This window comes from Ichthyenterobacterium magnum (assembly GCF_003610635.1).
Lineage (GTDB): Bacteria > Bacteroidota > Bacteroidia > Flavobacteriales > Flavobacteriaceae > Ichthyenterobacterium > Ichthyenterobacterium magnum.
Genome location: NZ_RAQJ01000001.1, coordinates 1272692 through 1291683 on the forward strand (window position 1 = coordinate 1272692; position 18992 = coordinate 1291683).

The window sequence follows — 18992 nt, forward strand, 5'->3', positions numbered from 1 at the left end:
ATGGATTTAACCCAAGGAACTTTAGAAGAAAAAAATGACAGAGCAAAAAGGATGATGCTATGGTTTGGTATTATTTCACTTATCATGTCGTTTGCAGGATTAACTAGTGCTGTTATAGTAAGTAGTAAACGTCCAGATTGGTTAAAAGATTTTCAGTTACCAGATGCCTTTTTAATAAGTACTATAGTTATCATTGCGAGTAGTATTACGTTTATTATTGCTAAGCGAGCTCAAAAAAAAGGAAACAGAGCGTTAACTACAATAATGCTTTTAACCACATTTGTTTTAGGTGTTGTTTTTATTTTAAATCAATTTCAAGGCTTTGAGCAAATTATAGCTCAAGGATATAATTTTACTGGACCAACCAGTAACGTTACAATGAGCTTTATTTATGTAATAGCAGTTGTACATATTTTGCATGTTATTGCAGGGCTTATTTCGCTATTAGTAGTAATTTATAATCATTTTAAACAAAAGTATACGCCAACCAAAATGCTTGGTTTAGAACTATCAGCCACGTTCTGGCACTTTATAGATGTTTTATGGATATTTCTCTTTTTGTTTTTAAATTTCTTTAGATATTTCTTTACATAAATAAATTGATTATTTTTGTGGCAACTTTTTAACAACTAAACGCTTTATATGGATACTACAGTTGCAAATACTGGAACAGAAGGCAAAACTTGGGGAGGCGGAAATAAGCCTTTAAAAGCTAGTTATGGAAAAATGATGATGTGGTTTTTTATCGTATCAGATGCCTTGACTTTCTCAGGGTTTTTAGCAGCTTACGGATTTTCTAGATTTAAATTTATCGGCTCTTGGCCAATTGCAGACGAAGTGTTTACGCATATTCCGTTTTTTCATGGGAGTTTCCCTATGATATATGTGGCATTTATGACCTTCGTATTAATTATGTCTTCAGTAACAATGGTGTTGGCTGTTGATGCTGGTCATCACATGCAGAAATCAAAAGTTACTTTTTATATGTTTTTAACCATTATTGGTGGTTTAATTTTTGTTGGCTCTCAAGCTTGGGAATGGGGAACATTTATTAAAGGAGATTATGGAGCTGTTCAAACAAAAGGAGGTAATATTTTACAGTTTGGAGAATATGTAACGGTTGATGGTAAAGAAAAATTTAAACGTGTAGCTGTTGAAGATTTTGCAAAAGTTTCAACTAGCGAACGTGTACAGCACGAAAGAAAAACAGGTATTTGGTTTTCAAGTGAAAGTGCATTGCCAATGTTTACTGTTAATGATGTGTATGCTGGATTAGAAGCACATTCAAACGTATTAGTAAGAACACAAACTATTAATGAAGAAGGAGAAAAAACAGTTCTTTCTAGAGAAGAATCTTTAAAACAAATAAAAAATAACGGACAACTTTATGTAAAAGGAGCAAACCTTAAAGTAAATGAATACGGAACTTCATTGTTTGCTGATTTCTTTTTCTTTATAACAGGTTTTCACGGTTTCCACGTATTCTCTGGTGTAGTTATTAATATCATTATTTTCTTTAATGTTATTTTAGGAACTTATGAACGTAGAGGAAGTTACGAAATGGTTGAGAAAGTTGGTTTATACTGGCACTTTGTAGATTTAGTTTGGGTATTTGTATTTACATTTTTCTACCTAGTTTAATTTTTCAGAATAATTTAATAAAATGGCACACGCAGAGCATAAATTAGAAATACTAAGAGGTTTAATTAAATTTAAATCTAATACTCAAAAAATTTGGGGAGTACTAATTCTTTTATCAATTATCACAGCCGTAGAAGTTGTTTTAGGTATATATAAACCAGAAGCTTTAATGGGAAAGGTAATTGGAATGAAAGTTTTAAACTGGATTTTTATTATACTTACTATTGTTAAAGCATATTATATTACGTGGGATTTTATGCACATGAGAGATGAAACAGCAGCTTTAAGACGTATGGTTGTATGGACAGCTATTTTCTTAATTTGCTACTTAATTTTTATCTTATTACAAGAAGGAGGCTATATTGAAGGCGTTTATTCTACAGGTTACGTAAAAAAAGATTTTTAAGCTAAATCATTAGCGTTAAATAGATATAAAAAAGACGGTTTTTAAAGCCGTCTTTTTTATTTTTGCATATCATTATTTATGAAACCTTTAATACCAAAAATGAAATCAAAACAAGTTAAACGTAATCTTGTACTCGGAGTTTTATTCTTTCTTCCTGTTCTGTTTTTATTGTTTTTATATCCTGCTAAGCATAATTACGACCCACTAGAAGTTGTTAAAGAAAATATTAATGAGTTGCAGTTTTTTTCTTCTAATAATGAAAGTAAAATTGAACTAACTAATCATATAACCATATTAAGTTTTTTAGGGAATAAGCCTTTAAATCATGTTATAGCAGCTTCAAACCTAAAAGAGCTGGTTTACGACAAATTTAAAGGGTTTAAACGTTTTCAAATTGTTATAGTTTTACCAAAAGGAACAGAAGAAGAAGTAAAGCAATTAAGAAAGGAAATAAATAATTATGATGACATGCGGTTTTGGCATTACGTGTACGGAGAACCAAACGATATTAAAAACTTATTTAATAGTTTAAATACAGACGAAGCATTAGATGTAAACCTATCTACAGAAAAAGTGTTTATTATTGATAAAGATTTGAGCCAGAGAGGACGTTTAGATGATAGAGAAGATAAGGAGAAAGAAAAGCAAATGGCAGTTTATGGACTCAACTCTTACGATTGTATTGAGGTAGCAGAAATCAAGAATAAGATGAGTGATGATTTACGCATTTTATTTACAGAATATAGACAAAAAAGAAAAGGAAACTTCGATTCTTCAAAACGAAGAGCAGGAGATTTAAAAGCTGAAGATTAATAAAAGCAATTGTCACCTTGAGCGCAGTCAAAAGGTCTTTTGTATTATAACAATTTAAACTTATGAACAAAAAACCTAATTATTCATATATAGGTATCGCATTTATCATTTTAGTATTTGGTATTATTTTCATTCCAAAAATTTTAGATAGAATTAGCAATGATGATATTACACGTAATGAAAGTAGAAGTGACCAAAAGCGCGAGCCTAAAAAGTATGTTTCAGATTTAATGTTTTTAAACATTAATGGAGAACCTAAAAAAGTGCCTGAATTTAGTTTTACAAACCAAGACGGTAAAACAATATCAAATAAAGATTACGAAGGTAAAGTGTATGTTGTAGAGTTCTTTTTTACAACCTGTCCGTCAATTTGCCCAAAAATGACCAGAAACCTAGTGCAAATACAAAATACATTTAATGGTTTTAATGATTTTGGAGTTGCATCATTTACTATCAATCCCAAATATGACACACCAGAAGTTTTAAAAACCTATGCTAAAAATTATGGAATGACAAACCCTAATTGGCATTTAATGACAGGAGAACAAGAAACTATATACAAGTTAGCAAATCAAGGATTTAATATTTATGCAGGGCAAAATGATGAAGTCGATGGTGGTTTTGAGCATTCAGGTAATTTTGCGTTAATTGATAAAAACGGATTTATTAGATCTCGTCAAGATAAGTTTGGAAACCCAAAAATATTCTACAAAGGGATTATTAGTGAAGCTGAAAAAACAGATGAAGATGGTGAAGCAGAAGAGATAAGTATTTTAAAAGAAGATATAAAAAAATTACTTAACGAATAAATAAGTGTAACATGCTGTTTTACAGACGATAGCATGAACGTATAACCTTATAAAAATGAACGATAATAAAGAAATTTTAGACGATAAAAAATACAACAAATTAATCGTTGTTTTATCTATAGTTATACCCATTGTAGTAGCCGCGTTGTTTGGTATTAAAATTCCAAATGTAGAACCTTTGAGTTTTCTGCCACCCATTTATGCAACCATAAACGGATTTACAGCAATTATTTTAGTAATAGCCTTTTTTGCTATTAAAAAGAATAATATAGTATTACATGAAAATTTAATGACCACAGCTATTTGGTGTTCTGCCTTGTTTTTGATTATGTATGTAGCGTATCATATGACTAGTGATTCTACAAAATTTGGAGGAGAAGGCGTTATAAAATATTTGTATTACTTTATTTTAATAACACATATTATATTGTCTATAGCTGTAATTCCCTTTGTGTTAATCACTTATGTCAGAGCTATAACAAACAATTTCGAAAAGCATAAAAAAATTGCTCGAATCACATTTCCCTTATGGCTGTATGTAGCAGTAACAGGCGTTATTGTTTATGTTATGATTTCACCTTATTATTAGAAAAACATTATTTTAATAACAAATTATGGTAAACCCTAAACGCTATTCAAATTAATACCAATAAAAGTTTAAGGTTTTAAAAAATCTATAAAATGAAAAACAAACGAGTCTTTTTTCTTTTTTCTTTTTTTTTGTTTCTAAAAACAAGAGCGCAATGTGCAATGTGTAGAGCAGTTCTTGAAAGCGAAGAAGGTCAAGCAAGTGCAGAAGGTATTAATAATGGGATTGTGTATTTAATGTCTATTCCATACATATTAGTTGCAGGCGTTGGCTTTATAATTTACTGGAAATTTTTCAGAGTAAAAAAAACGAAATAAGATTTTTACAATCACTTGTAACATTTTCTAAGTTTATAAGTCTAATTAAATATAAACTACATCAAATCAATCAAAAAACGCTAACCATGCTTAAAATTGAAAAGCTTCATAAATCCTATCCAATAGGAGATTCTAGTTTACATGTACTTAAAGGAATAGATCTTTCTGTAGAAGAAGGAGAGATGGTTGCTATTATGGGATCTTCAGGTTCAGGGAAATCTACCTTGCTAAATATTATAGGAATGTTAGACGAAGCAGATGAAGGTGATTATGTGCTAGATGGCGTAAAGATTGAAAATCTTACCGAAAAAAAAGCTGCAGTTTATAGAAATAAATTTTTAGGATTTATTTTTCAATCTTTCAATCTTATCAATTATAAAAATGCCTTAGAAAATGTTGCTTTGCCTTTATATTATCAAGGTATGAATAGAAAGCAGCGTCAAGAAGAAGGTATGTTCCATTTAGGAAAAGTTGGATTGGCAGACTGGGCAAAACACTTACCTAATGAGCTTTCAGGAGGTCAAAAACAGCGTGTGGCAATTGCAAGAGCATTAGCAGCTAAACCTAAGTTATTGTTAGCAGATGAACCAACAGGCGCATTAGATACAACAACATCATACGAAATCATGGAGTTCATCCAGCAATTAAATGATGAAGGTAAAACCATATTAATGGTAACCCATGAAGAAGATATTGCAAATATGTGTAAACGTATAGTACGTTTAAAAGACGGTGTAATAATGGAAGATACTTTTGTTAATCAAGTAAGAGCATCACAATATGTTTGATATAGACCTTTGGCGAGAAATATTTCAAAGTATAAATAAAAACAGAACGAGAAGTTTACTGTCTGGTTTTACAGTGGCTTTTGCTATTCTACTATTTACTATACTTTTTGGAGTAGCTAATGGTTTAGGTAACACATTTTCTGAGGCTTTTGTTGATGATGCTAATAATGCCATTTTTATTAGATCAGGCCGTACAACTAAAGCACATAAAGGACTTCAAGCTGGTAGGCGTATACAGTTTAAAAATGGAGATTACGATTATATTAAAGAAGAATTTGGAGATAAAGTACAGTATATAACATCAAGAGTTTATAAAGGCGTTAATGCGTCTTTTAGAAATGAAGAAAATTCATATACCGTTAGAGCTTGCCATCCAGATCATCAATATTTAGAAAATACGTTGATGACAGATGGACGTTTTATTAATCAATCAGATTTGGATAATAAAACTAAGGTAATTGTTATTGGCCGTTTAGTAGAGGAAGATTTATTTTTAAAAACCACAGCTTTAGGTAAGTATGTAAACTTAAGTGGTATTCAATATAAGGTAGTAGGCGTTTTTAGAGATAAAGGAGGCGATAATGAAGAACGATTGATTTATATGCCAATAAGTACAGCGCAGCAAGTATATGGTAATAATGATTATGTAGATCAAATAAATTTAACCTATAATCCAAACATGGATTATGATCAAGCCTTGGCATTTGGAAGAACGATAACAAAAAAAATGAAAAATCGTTTTTCTGTAGCTTCAAATGATCAAAGAGCAATTAGGTTATTTAATATGGCTGAGCAATCTAAAGGTGTAAACCAAATGACGTCAGGCTTAGGAATTTTAATTTTGGTTATTGGCTTTGGTACACTTATAGCTGGTATTGTAGGTATAAGTAATATCATGATTTTTATTGTTAAAGAGCGTACAAAAGAAATAGGTATACGTAAAGCTCTAGGCGCATCTCCAAAGTCAATTATATCAATCATTTTAATAGAGTCTGTATTAATTACAATTATTGCAGGATTTATGGGCTTGGTTATTGGTACAGGAGTTTTAGAGTTAGTTGGTCCAAGCTTAGAAGAGTATTTTATTAAAGACCCAAGTGTAAGTGGTACACTTGTGCTTGGAGCAACAATTACATTAATAATAGCAGGAGCAATTGCAGGTTATTTACCAGCAAAAAAAGCATCAAGAATTAAACCAATAGTAGCATTAAGAAACGATTAATATGTTCAACCGAGCTAATTATAAAATACTGTTTAGTTATAAAAATGCCAAAGGCGAGCACATTCAACCTATAAAAAACAATAAAAATTAGTAGATGAAATTTTTATTCGATAGAGATACCTGGCAAGAAGTATATGATAGCTTAAGTAAAAATAAACTTAGGTCTGTGCTTACTATGGTTGGCGTTTGGTGGGGAATTTTACTCCTTATAGGTTTATTAGGTTCTGCAAAAGGTATCGAGAATTCTTTTAATCGTTTATTTGGAAGCTTTGCAACTAATAGTGTATTTGTTTGGGGGCAAAGTACCAGCAAACCTTTTAAGGGGTTTCAAGAAGGAAAGCAAGTTAGGCTGTCTTTGTCTGATGCAAAAAAAGTAGAAGAAAATGTTGAAGGTATAGAGTTTGTAGTTCCACGTAATCAAAATCAAGCATTTGTAGTTAGAAATTTTTTGTCAGGAACTTTTGGTATTAACGGAGATTATCCATTACTGGATAAAGTTCAGAAAAAGAAAATGACCAAAGGGCGATTTATCAACCAAAGCGATATTGATGAGAATAAAAAAGTAACCGTTATTTCTGAAGAAATCTACAAACAGTTATTTGAAAAAGATGAAGAAGCTATAGGTCAATATATTCAAATAAACAGCATTAACTTTAAAGTTATTGGTTTGTTTGAAAACGGAAACGTAAACATGGGACCAACGAGTGATATACATATTCCATTTACAACATTTCAACAAATTTATAATCAAGGTGAGGAGATTGGTTGGATGATGATAACAGGAAAACCAGAATATGATATCAAGCAAATAGAAGCAGACGCTAAATTGATTCTTAGAAACTTAAATAAAATTCATCCAGAAGATAAAAGAGCTTTTGGTAGTTTTAACTTAGGGAGTGAGTTTGCAAAAGTTGCAGGCTTTTTAAAAGGCATGCAATTTTTAACATGGTTTGTAGGTATAGCTACATTAATAGCTGGTGTTTTTGCTATTGGTAATATATTACTAATAACAGTTAAAGAACGCACAAAAGAAATTGGGGTAAGACGCGCCATTGGAGCAACACCATTCGAAATTAAAAGACAAATAGTTGTAGAAGCAGTTTTTATTACGCTTATAGCTGGTTTCTTTGGGATTATTAGCGGAGGCTGGATATTAATACTCATAGATAAAACCATAGGTCAAGGTGACGATGCATGGATGGTTAACGCATCTGTATCCATAGGAATTGTATTTATAGCACTTATCATATTAGTTGTTTTAGGAACATTAATAGGGTTAATACCTGCATTTAAAGCAACAAGCATAAAACCAATAGACGCATTAAGAGAAGAATAAAATCAATTAGAATAAAAAATGAAAAAAGCAGTTAAAATAATTATAGGAATAGTCTTATTAGTAGCATTACTTTTTGTGCTAAAACACTTTAAGGATTCTAACTCAAAAGATGTTGAAGACTTTAAAACGAATGAGCCTTTTTACACATCTATTAATACAAAAACAGTAGCTACTGGTAAATTAAATCCAGAAGAAGAAATCGAACTTAAACCTCAAATTTCTGGTATTGTAGATCAAATTCTAGTCGAAGAAGGAGATATTGTACAGAAAGGTGATTTAATAGTAAAAATTAGAGTAGTACCAAACGAGCAAAGTTTAGTAAGTGCTAATAGTAGAATTAAAACGGCTAGATTGGCATCAGATAATGCTAAAGTGTTGTATGACAGAAATAAAGCTTTATTTGAAAAAGGCGTCATTTCTAAACAAGATTTTGAGAATAGTGAATTGTCATACAATCAAGCAAGAGAGTCTTTGTTACAATCCCAAAACGACTATCAAATTATTAAAAGAGGATCTTTATCTGGAGGCGGATCAGCAAATACTAATATCACAGCTCAAATTTCTGGAACTATTTTAGAAATTCCTGTAAGAGAAGGAGATCAAGTTATAGAGAGTAATAGCTTTAATGCAGGAACAACAATTGCTACCATTGCAGATATGAGTAAAATGATATTTGAAGGTAAAGTTGATGAGGCTGAAGTAGGAAAACTTGAAGAAGGTAAAGAGATAAAAGTAATTTTAGGAGCTATAAACGAAAAAGAATTTCCAGCAAAACTAACATTTGTTGCCCCTAAAGGAAAAGAAGAAAATGGAGCCGTACAGTTTACAATTAAAGCAGATGTAGAAGTAGAACAGTCTACAAAAATAAGAGCAGGTTATAGCGCAAATGCTGAGATTGAAATGGAAAGCAAAGACAGTGTTTTAGTTATAAAAGAAGCACTACTTCAGTTTAATAGAATTACTGAAAAACCTTTTGTAGAAATTCAAACAGGTGAAGGTAAGTTTGAAAAGAAAAATGTAGAACTTGGTTTGTCTGATGGAATTAATGTTGAAATTACCGATGGTGTTAAAGAAGGTGATAAGATTAAAGTTTGGAACAAAGCATCAAAAGAAGATGAAGATGATGACTAATAATTTTAGAAAGCGTAACATGAAAAAGTATATAATAGTTTGTATAGCATTAATAAGTTTTGCTAGCTTTTCTCAAGAAAAAAAATGGACACTTAGAGAATGTGTGGATCATGCACTTGAGAATAATATTTCAGTAAAGCAAGGCGAGAATACGTTGCTTTTAAATGATCAAGATGTTAAAGCCGCAAAAGGACAATTTTTACCTAACGTAAGCGGAAATGTAGGTCAAAGTTTAGCAATAGGAAACAGAGAATTGTTTCCAGGACAATTTGTTGATAGAACGTCTAATAGTACAAGTATAAGTGTTGGAGCTAGTCAAACCATATTTAACGGTTTTAGAGTAAAGAATAGCTTTAAGCAATCACAACTTACTAGAGAAACTAATGAGTTGGAGTTAAATAGAATAAAAGACGATATATCATTAAATGTAGTTAACGCTTACCTAAATGTACTTTTTAACAGAGAAAATTTAGAAATTGCTCAAGCACAATACGATTTTTCTCAAAAACAGCTAGACCAAGTTAAAGAGTTGGTCGATGCTGGTGTGCAACCAAGAGCAAATATTTTTGATGTTGAAGCAACTTTAGCAAACGACTCTCAAGGAGTTACTATTGCTGAAAACAATTATAATTTAGCATTACTGTCTTTATCACAGTTATTACAAGTGCCATATCAAGGGTTTGATGTACAAGATATTGAAGTTGATACACCATCTGCAGCATTATTGTATAATAATGTACAACCCATTTTAAATCATGCTTTAGAAAACAGGAACGAAATTAAAGTAGCAGAAAAAGGAATTGAAAGCGCATCATTAGGAACCGAAATATCTAAAAGTGGTTTTTTACCAACAGTTTCTTTTAGATATGATTATGGAACTAACGCGTTTTTTACAAATTTAAGCGATACTGAAGCTACTTTTTTTAATCAACTTAATGATCAAAGAGCTCATAATTTTAGTCTTAATGTAAATATCCCAATATTCTCTCGTTACCAAAATAAAACGGCGGTTGCTAAATCAAGAATCCAAGAGGACAATGCAAAACTAAGTTTAGAGCAAACAAAACTTAATTTAGAATCTACAGTACAAAGAGCATTTACAGATGCTCAAGCTGCTTACAGAACTTATGAAGCTTCTAAAGCATCATTAGAGTCTCAAAAACTAGCGTTTAATAATTCGCAAGAGCGTTATAGTATTGGGGTTATGAATTCTTTTGACTTAGAACAAGCTAGATTGAGATTGTTAAATGCAGAGTCTTCATTAATTAATGCCAAATATGATTTTGTATTTAAAACAAAAGTATTAGATTTCTACTTAGGAAAATCAATTACCGAATAATTTTGGCTATAATACTAAGCATAGAAACCACAACAACAAACTGTTCAGTTTCTCTTTCTAAAGAAGGAGAAACTTTGTTTTTAAAAGAAGATAATAACAAAAACTATTCTCATGCAGAATCGTTGCATGTGTTTATTGATGAGGTTATAGCGTCTTCAGAATATAAATTAGAAAACATTGATGCCATTGCCGTTAGTAAAGGGCCAGGGTCATATACAGGGTTACGTATTGGTGTGTCAGCTGCTAAAGGTTTGTGTTTTTCGTTAGATAAACCGTTAATTTCAGTATCTACATTAGAAGCTTTAGCGTCTCAGGTAAAAGTTAATTTCGGTATAATAGTGCCTATGCTTGATGCGAGACGCATGGAAGTGTATTCTGCAATATATGATGCTTCTCACAACGAAGTTAGAAAGATTGAAGCACAAGTTTTAGATGAAAATTCATTTGAAACATATCTAAAAAACGAAATAGTGTATTTTGTTGGTAATGGAGTAGAGAAAACTAAAACACTTATTAAGCATTCTAATGCAGTTTTTATCGAAGGTAAATTGCCATCAGCAAATGAGATGAGCAAGCTGGCTTATGATAAGTATCAAAAAAACGACATCGAAGATGTCGCTTATTTTGAACCGTATTATTTAAAAGATTTTATTGCTTTAAAACCAAAATCTTAACCTTCTTTTTGAATCTCAACTGCATGTGGATAAGGAATTTCTATTCCTGCTGCGTCAAGAGCTTCTTTAGTGCTTTCAGTGATATCAAAATACACATCCCAGTAGTCTTCATTTAAAACCCAAGGTCTTACTGCAAAGTTTATTGAGCTATCTGCTAGCTCTACTAAGCTAACTGAAGGTGCTGGATCTTTTAATACTTTAGAGTGTGATGTTAGTACTTTCATTAAAACATCTTTGGTTTGTTTTATGTCAGAGTCATAGCCAACACCAAATACAAAATTAATTCGTCTAGTAGGTTCGGTAGAATAGTTAATAATATTTCCGTTAGATAATACACCATTTGGTATAATTACCTCTTTACTGTCTAATGTGGTAAGCTTTGTTGTGAAAATTTCAATTTCTTTTACAACACCTTGTTCGCCCTGAGCTTCAATATAATCACCAATTTTTATTGGTTTAAAAATCATAATTAAAACACCTCCAGCAAAATTAGCTAAAGAGCCTTGAAGCGCCAAACCAACTGCTAAACCAGCAGCAGCTAAAATAGCAGCAAACGATGTTGTTTCAACGCCAACAGTACCGAGTACAACAACAATGAGAACTATTTTTAAAGCCCAACTTAATAGGTTTAGCAAGAATTTTTTAAGACTTACTTCGTAGTCTCGTTTATCCATTGCTCTAGTTATTCCTTTTAATATGATTTTTATTGCCCATAAACCAACAATCCAAATAGCGATTGCAGCTATTACTTTTGGGCCAAAATCAATAATGAGTTCGTAACCTTTACTAATCCATTTTTCTAAATCCATTGTGAAGTATTTATTGTATTGAATTGATGTAATTTATTAATTTTAATAAATCTGCCTCTTTAGAGGTTTTAATTTTATTAGTTTTTATGTAGGCTAAAATGTCTTTTGAAAGAGCAGGAAAAAGTTTTGCAAAATCTTTTTTGTTTCTTGGAATTAGAATAGCAGGATTGTCATTTATTCTTAAGTAAAACTTATCTGAGTTTTTAATAAAAGCTGCAGGCTTTGGTTTATTATAACCATTAGAAGATGTTTTAGCTGGTACATAAAGAACACTGTTCTTTTTAAATAATTTCACAGAATCGTTTTTTAGAGAAAGATGAATAAAATACCCTTTTTTATTAAAATCACCATCTTTATAATCAATTAACTCAAATACTTTGCCTGTTGATATTAATGTGATTGTAACATCTTTTATGGACTTGTTAATGGCATATTTTTCATTTTTTTCATTTTTAAATTCAAAAACATCACTATAAGCATTATACCTCATGTTATATATTCTTTCTTCTTTGTTTAAAGCTATTCTTGCTGGAGTAAACTCTTCATTAAGATATGGCGACCCTGTAACATTTGATTTAACATTATTGATATTAGTTTTAATGCTGTTAAAAAACTGACCTCTTAAATTAGATTCAATAATTTTACCAGATTGGGAAAAGATTGGAGAAATATTTATAATCGAAATAATCAATAATAAACATAGGGTGTTTTTTTTAGTTTTCATTTTCATTTTTTAGTTATTAATATTGATGCCAAATCGATGTTTTAAAAACTAATAATTCATTAAATTAATAGCCGTTTTGACATTTGAGGTTGGCAATTTACAACTATTATTGACACATACATATATAAGGGTTTCATTTTTAACATATCTATTTTTTAATAGCGGTAAGTTGTTTTCTTTTTCGCTTCCTACAATTATTTTGTTTGGAATGTAAGTTTTGTTTAATTCTAATACTTTGTCTTTTAAATCTTGTCCAACAATAGCTATTTCGTAAAAAGGTTCAGAAAGATTAAGCATAAAATCTAACCAATTAGAATAACCTGAAGCATATTGCTGCATTTCTGGTTTAACGTTATTAAGCATGGTTATTGCAGTTTCTTTAAAATAAGTATTATCAAAATAATGAGATAATTTAAATATGCTTTTAGCCATTATTGAGTTGCTGGCAGGAATTACATTATCTCTATATTCTATACTTCGAGAAACTAAATCGATATCTTCATTAGATGTAAAATAGAAGAGTTTTGTTTTTTCATCTAAAAAATGATCAAATGTATATAGTGTTAAATCACGAGATATAAGTAACCATTTTTCGTCTAAGGTATTTTCATATAATATTATAAATGCTTCAATTGTATTTGCATAATCTTCAAGAAACCCATTAATGGTGCTTTCTCCATTTTTATAGTTACGGTTTAAACCACCATCTTCTCTTAATTGATTATCTAATATAAAGTTTGCATTTTTTAAAGCAGAGTCTAAATAGCTTTGGTTGTTAAATATGCGATAGGCATCTAGGTAACCTTTAAGCATAATTGCATTCCAAGCTGTTAATGTTTTATCATCTAGTCTTGGTTTGTCTTTTTTGTTGCGTTCTTCTAATAATAATGTTTTCCAATCAGTTTTTTTTGTGGCTAGTTCTTGTAAGGTGAGCTTGTGTTTTTTTATTATAGATTCATCATCATCGTTTCTAATTAAAACATAATTGTCGTGTTCCCAAAGCCCATAATTATTCACATTGTAATAATCTGAGAACAACTCATAATCCTCTTTAAGTATGTCTTTTAATTCTTCTTTTTGCCAAACATAGTAAGCGCCTTCTTCTAATTCGTTTTTAGAATTATTACTATCTGCATCTAATGATGAATAGAAATTACCATGTCTTCCTGTAAGTTCTTCTTTAATAAACTTAAGGGTTTCTGTAACGATGTCTTTATAAAGAGGATTTTTTGTAATTAGATAGGCATCAGAATATAAGCTTACTAATTGGCCATTATCGTAGAGCATTTTTTCAAAATGAGGAACATGCCATTTTGTATCTACAGAATACCTAGAAAAACCTCCGCCTATATGATCAAAAACGCCGCCATAAGCCATTTTTGTTAAAGTTAAATTCACATAATCTTGAAGTTTTTTGTTATTTTCTTGATAGGCATATCTTAATAAAAAATGATAATTATTAGGCATCATAAATTTTGGTGCTCTGTTCATGCCTCCTTTATCATTATCAAATTGTTTAGACCAATTATCTACTGCTGTTTCAATAAAAGGGGTTTCAAAATCTGGAGTATTTAAGTTTAATTCAACTAAGTCTATTGATTTTATGCCTTGCTCTAATTTATCTGCATACTCGTATAGTTTTTCTGGATTGTCTTTATAGAGTGTGTTAATTTGATTTAAGGTACTCATCCATTGATTCTTTTTAAGATAAGTTCCTCCCCAAATTGGTCTTCCATCTGGCAAAGCAATTACATTTAAAGGCCAACCTCCTTGTCCAGTCATAAGTTGAACCGCATTCATATAAACTTGATCTATGTCTGGTCGTTCTTCTCTATCAACTTTAATATTTGTAAAATTGGTGTTCATTATTTGAGCTACGTCTTCATTTTCAAAACTTTCATGTTCCATAACATGACACCAATGGCAAGCTGCATAACCAATACTAATAATGATTAAATTATTAGTTTCTTTTGCTATAGCTAAAGTTTTATCGTTCCAAGCTTTCCAATTTACTGGGTTGTGAGCATGCTGTAAAAGATATGGGCTAGTTTCTTTAATTAGTTCATTGGTGAATTGATGTGTCATTGGTTCTGGGTTTTGACCTTTACAACTTAGTATAATAACAAATAATAATAATTTAATGTAACGCATGCATCAAAGTTATTAAAATAGCACATATAAAAAAACGCTCAAAATAGAGCGTTTTACAGGCATATGTATTAAAAAAGTTATCCGTTTATAGCTTCAACGGTTTCAACTTTTCCTGCTAACATTTCTCTTAGCATGTTTTCAATACCGTTTTTTAATGTAAATGTTGAAGAAGGACATCCACTACAAGCACCTTGTAGTATAACTTTTACAGTTTTATTATCTGGGTTATAAGATTGAAACTCAATATTACCACCATCACTAGCTACTGCAGGTTTAATATGTTCTTCAAGTATATTCACTATTTGTTTTGATGTATCATCAAGAGATTCAAAATTTTTATCTAATTGTTCAGTAGTTTTTTGAACTACAGAAGGAGCATTTTTAAGCATTATGTCCTTGCCTGTCTCTATGTAGTTTCTAATAAATTCTCTTAATTCCATAGTAATGTCATTCCAATCTGCAACATCATATTTAGTAATTGACACAAAATTTTCATCAATAAAAACACGACTTACAAAAGGTAAATGAAACAGTTCTGTAGCTAATGGTGAGTGTTTTGCCTCGTCAATAGATGTAAATTCATGAGAAGACATTACTAGTTTTTTGTTAGCTACAAATTTTAAAACCGAAGGGTTTGGTGTGCTTTCAGCATACACCGTTACTGGAATTTTTTTCTGAGTTGTATTATCTTCAATTACAACACCACCATTATTTAGATACGATTCTATTTGTTCTGAAACTTCACTCTGTACATCTTTCCATTCAACAATATTATATCGTTCAATAGCCACAAAGTTTCCTGATATATATACTTTTTTAACGAAAGGAAGATAAAATAGTTGTTGAGCTAACGGCGATGGTTTAGCATCGTCTATAGAATTAAATTCAAAGCTTTGGTGTTGTGTTAAAAAAGAATTGGCTTCAAATTTTAGTATTGTTGGGTTGCTTGTTTCTTTTATTGAAATTTTTATAGCTTGCATTGCAAATATTTTTGCTACAAAAATACTAAACTATTATACAATTAACCGGCTTTTTAAGCCTGTTGTTTGTTAACAATCCTTAAAATTTCTAATCAAAATTACATACTAAAAATCTAAGTTGAGAGTTATTATACGTGTTAATGGTTTAATGTTTACTGTTAAACTAACAATTTTTGTAATCAATTACTTTAAGTAATTACATAAAATTCACTAAATTTCGCCTTTGTTTTTATGTAACCTACTTAAAAACTAATTAAAATTTATCAATTAGATTTCATGAAGAAATTTTACTTTTTATTAGTTTGTTTACTATCCTTTAGTGTCTTTTCGCAAGATGTACTCATGCAAAACGGCACATTTAATAGATGTGCTCCAGATGTTATATATGATTCAGGAGGAGAATTTAGTAATTATTCTAGTAATGAAAATATAGTAACAACCATTTGCCCTCAAAATGTTGGTGAGTTCATACTGTTAAACTTTACAAGTTTTAATACAGAAAACGGAGCAGATGTTTTAACCATTTATGATGGTGATGATACTACGGCTTCTATAATAGGTACATATTCTGGTACTAACAGTCCTGGTTCTATACAGGCTTCTGCAGTAAACACTAGTGGATGCATTACATTAGAATTTGTGTCTAATGCTGGAGGAACTTTTGGAGGTTGGTCTGCAGAAATTTTTTGCGCAGTACCTTGTCAAACAATTACACCTACAATAGATACAACTTTACCAGTGGCTAATAGCTCAGGAGTAATTGAAATATTGCCAGGTGAAAACGTAGATTTTACAGGGAGCGCAACTTTTTCTAATGATGGAACAGGAGCTACTTATAACTGGAATTTTGGAGGTGCAAATAATGTAGCTGGATTATCTGCATCTAACGTGTTTAATAACTCAGGGTCTTATACAGTAACTTTTACGGTTACAGATGCAAGCCCATTGGCTTGTACTGAAACTGTTACAATTTCTGTGATTGTATTAGAGTCAATTGTAACTATAAATAGTTCTGCATATACAGAGTCTTCATTTACACCTGAAGAACTAATTGAAAATGTACTTGTATCTGGAGGTTGTTCAGCAGTTGATAATTTTTCTTTTCAAGTTAATGGAACCCCAACAGATTTACAAACTAAAAGTTATGGTTATTTTAGAAAAGGAGGTGCTGTAAACTTTCCTTTTGAAGAAGGAATTATTTTAACTACAGGAAGAGCATTTGGAGGCGGTAATACTTTTGGTCCAACTGGAGTGCCAGATCCAGATTATAATAATGGACAACCTGGAGATTTAGATTTACAAGCTGCTCTTGGACAAGTGAATACTAACGATGCTACGTTTATTAAGTTTAATTTTGTGCCTACACAAGACAATATAAGTTTTAGATACATAATGGCATCTGAAGAATATGATGGGTCTACAGAGTGTAGCTTTGCTGATAGTTTTGCATTCTTGCTTAGAGAGGTAGGTACAACAGCCTATACAAATTTAGCAGTTTTACCAGACGGAATAACACCTGTTAGTGTTACAAATATTAATAATGCAGGTGGTTGTAATGCTAATCCCACTTTTTTTGCAGGATATAATACAGGAGAGACGAATTATGGAGGAAGAACAGTAGTATTAACTGCTGTAGCTAATGTAGTTGCTAATGTGACTTACGAGATAAAACTAGTTGTTGCAGATCAAGGTGATTCCGCTTGGGATTCTGCTATATTTTTAGAAGCAGGTAGTTTTAATTTAGGAGGAGACTTAGGTGACGATATAACCATTGCTGCTGGTACTGCGGCCTGTGGTGGAGATAGTATTACTTTAGATACTCAAGCGGTAAGTGCAACTCATACTTGGTATAAAGACACTGTTGAAATTACAGGAGAAACATCTTCAACGCTTGATATCACTGAGCCAGGAACTTATAGTGTGGATGTCGTTTTTGCTCCAGGCTGTGAAGCATCAGATACTATTTTAGTTGAGTTTAAATCAAGTCCAATAGCAAACGTTGCTCAGAATTTAAGTATTTGTGCTTTATCAGGTGTTGGTCAATTTAATTTAACAGATAATGATGATGATATTTTGGGAACTCAAAACCCCTTAGACTATATTATAACGTATCATTTAACTGAGCAAGATGCTATAGATAATTTAAACCCTTTAACTAGTCCTTATACTAATGTGTCTAGTCCACAAACAGTATATACAAGAATTGCAGACTTAACTCAAGAATGTTTTGATACTACATCTTTTGATTTAACTTTTAATAATATTACAATTGATAGTCCTTTATCACCTTTGCAGGTTTGTGATGATGCTACTGCAGATGGTTTAGCAATGTTTACGTTAACAGATAGAGACGCACAAGTTATTGGAACATTAGATGCATCTACAGTTAATGTGTCTTATTATGAAAATCAAGTTGATGCAGACTCGGGAATGAATGAGTTATTGTCGCCTTACATGAATACTTCCAATAATCAAATTATTTATGTAAGGCTTGAAGCTAATTCGAGTGCTGCATGTTATAATACTGCAACTTTAGAATTGGTTGTAAACCCATTACCAAATCCTATTGTACCAATAGATTATGAGGTTTGTGATGATGACAATGATGGCTTCTCTAGTTTCGATTTAACATTAAAAGATACAGAAGTATTAAATGGTCAAACAGGAATGACAGTAAGTTATTATGAAACACTTTCTGATGCTCAAGCAGGAGTAGATGCTCTAACAAGCCCTTATAATAACACAGCTATTAATACACAATCAATATTTGTGCGTTTAGAAGATGACGCTACAGGCTGTTATGATACTGTTCAGTTTAGCTTGTTTGTCCATCCAATACCAACAATAGGGATAATAACAAACGAAGTGTTATGTGATGATAATAATCCTAGCGATTTACAAGAACTGTTTGATTTATCTTCTAAAACCTCTGAAATACTAAATGGTCAAATAAACACTAATGTAACGTTTCATGTATCTCAAACAGATGCTGAAGATGACCTTAATGCTTTAGCAAGTCCGTATCTTAATGTGAGTACCCCACAAACAATATATGTAAGATTAGAAAATACAATAACTTCATGTTCTAATATTGGAACTTTTAATCTAATTGTAAACCCATTGCCAGCTTTAATCCCACCAACCGCATTAGAGGTTTGTGATGATGGCGTACCAGATGGGTTGACGAGTATAGATTTAACGTTAAAGAATTTAGAGATAACGGGGAACAATCCGGATTATTCAGTGAGTTATTATTTAACTCA

General features: G+C 31.1%; 18 protein-coding genes. 14 read left to right on the plus strand and 4 right to left on the minus strand.

Going from position 1 to position 18992, the window contains the following annotated elements:
- The 13 genes from BXY80_RS05920 (at position 1) to tsaB (ending at position 11065) form a co-directional block, all read left to right on the plus strand.
- A complete protein-coding gene (locus BXY80_RS05920; protein ID WP_120200290.1) occupies positions 1–594 on the plus strand; it encodes a cytochrome c oxidase subunit 3 in 594 nt (197 codons plus the stop codon).
- A gap of 48 nt (positions 595–642) precedes the next feature.
- Positions 643–1641, plus strand: a complete 999-nt coding sequence (locus tag BXY80_RS05925; protein ID WP_120200291.1) for a cytochrome c oxidase subunit 3 — start codon at positions 643–645, stop codon at positions 1639–1641.
- A 22-nt stretch (positions 1642–1663) separates the two neighbouring features.
- Complete coding sequence (locus BXY80_RS05930) at positions 1664–2047, plus strand: cytochrome C oxidase subunit IV family protein (protein WP_120200292.1); 384 nt, start codon at positions 1664–1666, stop codon at positions 2045–2047.
- A 99-nt stretch (positions 2048–2146) separates the two neighbouring features.
- Complete coding sequence (locus BXY80_RS05935) at positions 2147–2860, plus strand: hypothetical protein (protein ID WP_120200367.1); 714 nt, start codon at positions 2147–2149, stop codon at positions 2858–2860.
- Positions 2861–2922: 62 nt separating this feature from the next.
- Entirely contained in the window at positions 2923–3669 is a 747-nt protein-coding gene (locus BXY80_RS05940) for an SCO family protein (RefSeq protein ID WP_120200293.1), read from the plus strand.
- 55 nt (positions 3670–3724) lie between these two features.
- A complete protein-coding gene (locus tag BXY80_RS05945) occupies positions 3725–4258 on the plus strand; it encodes a DUF420 domain-containing protein (protein WP_120200294.1) in 534 nt (177 codons plus the stop codon).
- Between the two features lie 92 nt (positions 4259–4350).
- Positions 4351–4575 (plus strand): hypothetical protein, encoded by a 225-nt coding sequence (locus BXY80_RS05950; protein ID WP_120200295.1) that lies wholly within the window; start codon positions 4351–4353, stop codon positions 4573–4575.
- Between the two features lie 86 nt (positions 4576–4661).
- Positions 4662–5363 carry an ABC transporter ATP-binding protein gene (locus BXY80_RS05955; RefSeq protein WP_120200296.1) on the plus strand — a complete coding sequence of 234 codons (702 nt, stop codon included), beginning with the start codon at positions 4662–4664 and terminating at the stop codon, positions 5361–5363.
- On the plus strand, positions 5356–6585 hold the full coding sequence (locus BXY80_RS05960) for an ABC transporter permease (protein ID WP_120200297.1): 1230 nt from the start codon (positions 5356–5358) through the stop codon (positions 6583–6585). Before BXY80_RS05955 ends, BXY80_RS05960 begins: the two co-directional genes overlap by 8 nt.
- A gap of 94 nt (positions 6586–6679) precedes the next feature.
- Positions 6680–7921, plus strand: a complete 1242-nt coding sequence (locus BXY80_RS05965; RefSeq protein ID WP_120200298.1) for an ABC transporter permease — start codon at positions 6680–6682, stop codon at positions 7919–7921.
- A gap of 18 nt (positions 7922–7939) precedes the next feature.
- The gene (locus BXY80_RS05970; RefSeq protein WP_120200299.1) at positions 7940–9052 is read left to right on the plus strand and encodes an efflux RND transporter periplasmic adaptor subunit; all 1113 of its coding nucleotides are present in this window, start codon (positions 7940–7942) and stop codon (positions 9050–9052) included.
- A gap of 19 nt (positions 9053–9071) precedes the next feature.
- Positions 9072–10391 carry a TolC family protein gene (locus BXY80_RS05975; RefSeq protein ID WP_162843274.1) on the plus strand — a complete coding sequence of 440 codons (1320 nt, stop codon included), beginning with the start codon at positions 9072–9074 and terminating at the stop codon, positions 10389–10391.
- A 2-nt stretch (positions 10392–10393) separates the two neighbouring features.
- Entirely contained in the window at positions 10394–11065 is a 672-nt protein-coding gene (gene tsaB / locus BXY80_RS05980) for a tRNA (adenosine(37)-N6)-threonylcarbamoyltransferase complex dimerization subunit type 1 TsaB (RefSeq protein ID WP_120200301.1), read from the plus strand.
- On the opposite strand, the gene BXY80_RS05985 is transcribed toward tsaB, so the two are convergent.
- The 4 genes from BXY80_RS05985 to BXY80_RS06000 all read right to left on the minus strand — a co-directional run bounded on the left by BXY80_RS05985 (position 11062) and on the right by BXY80_RS06000 (position 15729).
- A complete protein-coding gene (locus BXY80_RS05985) occupies positions 11062–11874 on the minus strand; it encodes a mechanosensitive ion channel family protein (protein ID WP_120200302.1) in 813 nt (270 codons plus the stop codon). The two genes, tsaB and BXY80_RS05985, sit on opposite strands and share 4 nt — an antisense overlap.
- Positions 11875–11884: 10 nt before the next feature.
- Positions 11885–12598 carry a hypothetical protein gene (locus tag BXY80_RS05990; RefSeq protein ID WP_147376102.1) on the minus strand — a complete coding sequence of 238 codons (714 nt, stop codon included), beginning with the start codon at positions 12596–12598 and terminating at the stop codon, positions 11885–11887.
- Between the two features lie 48 nt (positions 12599–12646).
- On the minus strand, positions 12647–14749 hold the full coding sequence (locus BXY80_RS05995) for a thioredoxin domain-containing protein (RefSeq protein ID WP_317124927.1): 2103 nt from the start codon (positions 14747–14749) through the stop codon (positions 12647–12649).
- 77 nt (positions 14750–14826) lie between these two features.
- A complete protein-coding gene (locus tag BXY80_RS06000) occupies positions 14827–15729 on the minus strand; it encodes a NifU family protein (RefSeq protein ID WP_120200304.1) in 903 nt (300 codons plus the stop codon).
- Between the two features lie 276 nt (positions 15730–16005).
- Between BXY80_RS06000 and BXY80_RS06005 the strand changes: the two genes are divergently transcribed.
- The coding region (locus BXY80_RS06005; protein ID WP_147376103.1) for a choice-of-anchor L domain-containing protein at positions 16006–18992 on the plus strand (2987 nt) is incomplete at its 3' end.

Excerpts from the sequence above, each read along its gene's own strand:
- BXY80_RS05950 (WP_120200295.1), top strand. The coding sequence starts at position 4,351 with ATGAAAAACAAACGAGTCTTTTTTCTTTTTTCTTTTTTTTTGTTTCTA.
- BXY80_RS05945 (WP_120200294.1), top strand. The coding sequence starts at position 3,725 with ATGAACGATAATAAAGAAATTTTAGACGATAAAAAATACAACAAATTA.
- BXY80_RS05995 (WP_317124927.1), bottom strand. The coding sequence starts at position 14,749 with ATGCGTTACATTAAATTATTATTATTTGTTATTATACTAAGTTGTAAA.
- BXY80_RS05930 (WP_120200292.1), top strand. The coding sequence starts at position 1,664 with ATGGCACACGCAGAGCATAAATTAGAAATACTAAGAGGTTTAATTAAA.
- BXY80_RS05960 (WP_120200297.1), top strand. The coding sequence starts at position 5,356 with ATGTTTGATATAGACCTTTGGCGAGAAATATTTCAAAGTATAAATAAA.
- BXY80_RS05925 (WP_120200291.1), top strand. The coding sequence starts at position 643 with ATGGATACTACAGTTGCAAATACTGGAACAGAAGGCAAAACTTGGGGA.
- BXY80_RS05955 (WP_120200296.1), top strand. The coding sequence starts at position 4,662 with ATGCTTAAAATTGAAAAGCTTCATAAATCCTATCCAATAGGAGATTCT.
- BXY80_RS05940 (WP_120200293.1), top strand. The coding sequence starts at position 2,923 with ATGAACAAAAAACCTAATTATTCATATATAGGTATCGCATTTATCATT.
- BXY80_RS05970 (WP_120200299.1), top strand. The coding sequence starts at position 7,940 with ATGAAAAAAGCAGTTAAAATAATTATAGGAATAGTCTTATTAGTAGCA.
- BXY80_RS05985 (WP_120200302.1), bottom strand. The coding sequence starts at position 11,874 with ATGGATTTAGAAAAATGGATTAGTAAAGGTTACGAACTCATTATTGAT.
- BXY80_RS05965 (WP_120200298.1), top strand. The coding sequence starts at position 6,680 with ATGAAATTTTTATTCGATAGAGATACCTGGCAAGAAGTATATGATAGC.
- BXY80_RS06000 (WP_120200304.1), bottom strand. The coding sequence starts at position 15,729 with ATGCAAGCTATAAAAATTTCAATAAAAGAAACAAGCAACCCAACAATA.
- BXY80_RS05975 (WP_162843274.1), top strand. The coding sequence starts at position 9,072 with ATGAAAAAGTATATAATAGTTTGTATAGCATTAATAAGTTTTGCTAGC.
- BXY80_RS05990 (WP_147376102.1), bottom strand. The coding sequence starts at position 12,598 with ATGAAAACTAAAAAAAACACCCTATGTTTATTATTGATTATTTCGATT.
- BXY80_RS05920 (WP_120200290.1), top strand. The coding sequence starts at position 1 with ATGGATTTAACCCAAGGAACTTTAGAAGAAAAAAATGACAGAGCAAAA.
- BXY80_RS05935 (WP_120200367.1), top strand. The coding sequence starts at position 2,147 with ATGAAATCAAAACAAGTTAAACGTAATCTTGTACTCGGAGTTTTATTC.